The organism is Allorhodopirellula solitaria (assembly GCF_007859855.1).
Lineage (GTDB): Bacteria > Planctomycetota > Planctomycetia > Pirellulales > Pirellulaceae > Rhodopirellula > Rhodopirellula solitaria.
This window is the reverse complement of sequence record NZ_SJPK01000053.1, coordinates 1-3,303: the sequence shown is the minus strand read 5'-3', so window position 1 is coordinate 3,303 and position 3,303 is coordinate 1. Positions and strand designations below refer to the sequence as shown.

Annotated in this window: 2 protein-coding genes; both read right to left on the bottom strand. The window is 55.6% G+C overall.

Features of this window, described 5'->3' with window-relative positions:
- Positions 1 to 685 precede the first annotated feature (685 nt).
- Positions 686 to 2,200 (bottom strand): sulfatase family protein, encoded by a 1,515-nt coding sequence (locus CA85_RS24545; protein ID WP_146394373.1) that lies wholly within the window; start codon positions 2,198 to 2,200, stop codon positions 686 to 688.
- 528 nt (positions 2,201 to 2,728) lie between these two features.
- Positions 2,729 to 3,082, bottom strand: coding sequence for an arsenate reductase (glutaredoxin) (arsC, locus tag CA85_RS24540; RefSeq protein ID WP_146394371.1), 354 nt, complete (start codon positions 3,080 to 3,082; stop codon positions 2,729 to 2,731).
- Positions 3,083 to 3,303: the final 221 nt, after the last annotated feature.

The following is a 3,303-nucleotide window of genomic DNA, read 5'->3' as shown; positions in this document are numbered from 1 at the left end:
CGCCAGTCACCTCAACACATCGAGTGCTCAACTGGTGGATTTTTTCAATCGGCTCATCTCCCGCGTCCGACGTCGTTGCCAAAGAACCAAACGCAAGGCAAAACCAGGAACAATTGAGTTGCTCGCCAACCCAGACCTCCTCGAGTACTGCTTAACTTGATGCCTATGAGGTCAGCGCAGCGCCACCTACGGTGATTCGTTGGTCACCGAACGTCGACCCCGAAGTGGGTCGCAGACCTCGTCATGAATGATCTTCAACCCCATTCGGGGTTGGTTCTTGGGTTTTGCGACCTACCCGGTGGTGTTCGCTTGCGCTCAAACCACCGGCTATTTTCTTAAACGCCTTCGGCGTGGGAAACTTGCGGGGCTCAACAGTTCGTCGCCTCGTCCACCACAGAATAGCTTTCGCTAAATTCGCCACGTATTGATCACGCGTTGCTAGTCTACCCCACCGCTAGTCGACCCCACCGGTAACGCTCGACAGACAAACAAATCGCCATCCGCCATGCGAAGAGATCGGGCCGGTCAGACCTTCCCGTTGGCTTTCAGATAGCGGTCGAAGCACCAAAAGGAACCCCTCCGCTTTTCTTCAACAGTCCGAGACTGCGACAACAGTTCGGCAGAAGAAAACCGGGAAATCTGATCAGAGCGGGCTTGGAAACAGCCCTTCCCAGAGGACGTTCATTCAACGAGAGCGAAGAAGCCGTTCGATCTGATCGCTAATTTTTCGATGGGTGAAGCCCTCGGGTTGCTGGTCGACGTACCGCTGCAAAGCGGCCGTGAATCGGTCAGCAACCTTCCGAACGCTATCGTCCTGCTGCCGAGCGGTCGTATTGGGATCCCACTGGTTAGACAGTTCGTCAGGGTCTTCTTCGAGATCAAATAGCCAGGGATGATCGGCGACGGACAGGACGAGTTTGTAGCGGTCGCTGATCACTGCGAACCACGCAGGCTGATCCCCCGCGGCTTGAATGATGGCCAGGTCTTCCCAATTGGCGTCCTCTTTCCCGGTGAGCAATACCGACGCGTCTCGCCCCACCACAGTCGCAGGGATCGGTTGCTGCATCAGGGATAGCAGAGTCGGCATGAAATCGACCGTCGCGAGTGCTTCATCAACCCGAGTGCCCGCGGGAATGATTTCCGGGGCCGCTATGATCATGGGAATCTTGGCGCTGCCTTCATAGGGATTTCCTTTATTCAATCGGCCGTGTTCAAAACAGAGGTCGCCATGATCCGACGTGAACACGACAATTGTCTGGTTTAACAAGTCGTGCTCCTGCAGCGTCTCGAGGATCCGCGCCACGTTGTCGTCAATGCACTTCACCATGCCGAAGTACTTCACCATCAGGTCCGGGCGAAACTGCAATGAGTCAGCGTTCCGACCCGACGCAATCCATTTGGGTTGCTCAACGTTGGTGGAAAAGGTAGACGGGGGCCGAATCGCTCGATCGCCGTACATGTCATCGTAAGGGGCACGGACCGTGTTGGGACCGTGCGGATCGGGAATGCTCAGGTGGTAGCAGAAAGGTCCTGACCGATGTTCGGTGATGAAATCGATCGCGCGATCGGTCAACCAATCCGTCGTGAACGTGGTCTCGTCGGCATCGGCTAAGTTGTATGTCGGCTGGTCTTGAGGGTTGCGTGAAGCGACGCGGGGTTGATCGTCGACCAACTCCAAATGTTTCCAGTGGCCGCGGTTGAACATGAATCGGTTGTCGGTGAAACCGAATTGGCGCCGGGGTGACCACTGCGGTTTGCCGGGACCGTCGAGGTGCCATTTCCCGGCGTAGCCGGTGGCGTATCCCGCTTGCCGCAGCACCTCAGCAAACGTAACCACGTCGCTGGCATACGGTTTGTTGTTGCTCGAAGCACCTGTTTGCTGCGGCATCCGACCTGAGAAAAACGCTGCCCGTGATGGCGTGCAGACAGGGCTGCTGGCGTAGAACGAAGTGCAAATGGCGCCGCGGTTGGCGATCGAATCGATCGCGGGCGTCTCAACGATCGCATTCCTTCCCCATGGCATCGCCTGCTCATCGGAGAGAGTATCGCGGTAACATCCCAGAGTTCGGAAATTATGCTCGTCGGTTTGGATAATAACAACGTTTAACGGCCCCCCGGCCCAAGAGACGCTGGCAAGGCTAAAAACACTGCTCAGGCAAAGCAGCAGTAACGCGATTCGACGGACAAATAACACGACCATGAAAACTACTCGGAGGAAAATGCTGGGGGGACTGGTGGGGAGTCGAAGGCAATCTGCCTACAAGGTTCTTCTCGGAATTCAGTGGCAGGCATCCAGAATATTGGATTTTTGGGCATCGGCTCCTGCGTCCAGTGAGCGATAAACGGATGACCGGGAAGCATGAACTTGCCGAGCATCAACCGCACCAATGGCGCGCTATCGACCGGAATATCCCTTCCCAGGCCCGCGTCCCCGCATCGCCTAAGTCGAATGGCATGGACTTAAGCGGTTTTAGATCTTGAGCCGACGCCATTCTTACCTGAGTCCGTTCTTCCCGGCATCTACAAATGTATCGGAGTGGTCCCTGAAACGCAAAATTACTGGACGCAGGAGCTGATGCCTGGAGAATCCACCACGCTAGACTCGAGAATCGATCGGTCCGACTGCGGTTTCCATGCCACTCAGTTCCGAGAAGAACGATCTACCATGGCGTGCATGGAGGGATCGCGACTGTCGGTTTTCTGAGAGCATCGACGATCCGCCGCGCTGCTACGAAGGATCCAGGATCGACTCGATGTTCTCCGTGGGGCGGCCGATGGCGGCCTTCGCACCGTGGATCACAATCGGGCGTTCGATCAGCTTGGGATGCTCCACCATCACTTCAATCCACTGAGCGTCGGTAAGGCTTTTCCCACCCAAGCCCAGTTCTTTGAAGAGTTTCTCGCCTTTGCGAACGAGCTTTTCGGGCGAGATCCCGAGCATTTTGACGATCGCCCGCAACTCTTTCTCGTTCGGTGGGTCATCGAGGTATTTGACAATGTCAAACTCAATCCCACGAGACTCGAGCAGTTCCACGGCGGCTCTTGATTTGGCACATCTTGGGTTGTGATAGATCTTGGTCATCAATTCAATCTTTTCACTCGGAACGACAAAGTGGCCAGGCTTTCGGCCTGGAACGATACACGCAATCATCTGCAGACTAATGGATCAGTTTAGGCCAGTGATTCCCGGCGGCGTTAAAAACGCCGTGTTTTGCGGGGTCGGCATTTGCTAGCACTTCGCCATGGTTGTGGCGAGTCGTGGACTGCCAAAATCTTGCTGGTTTTCTATCATGAGAGGGTCCA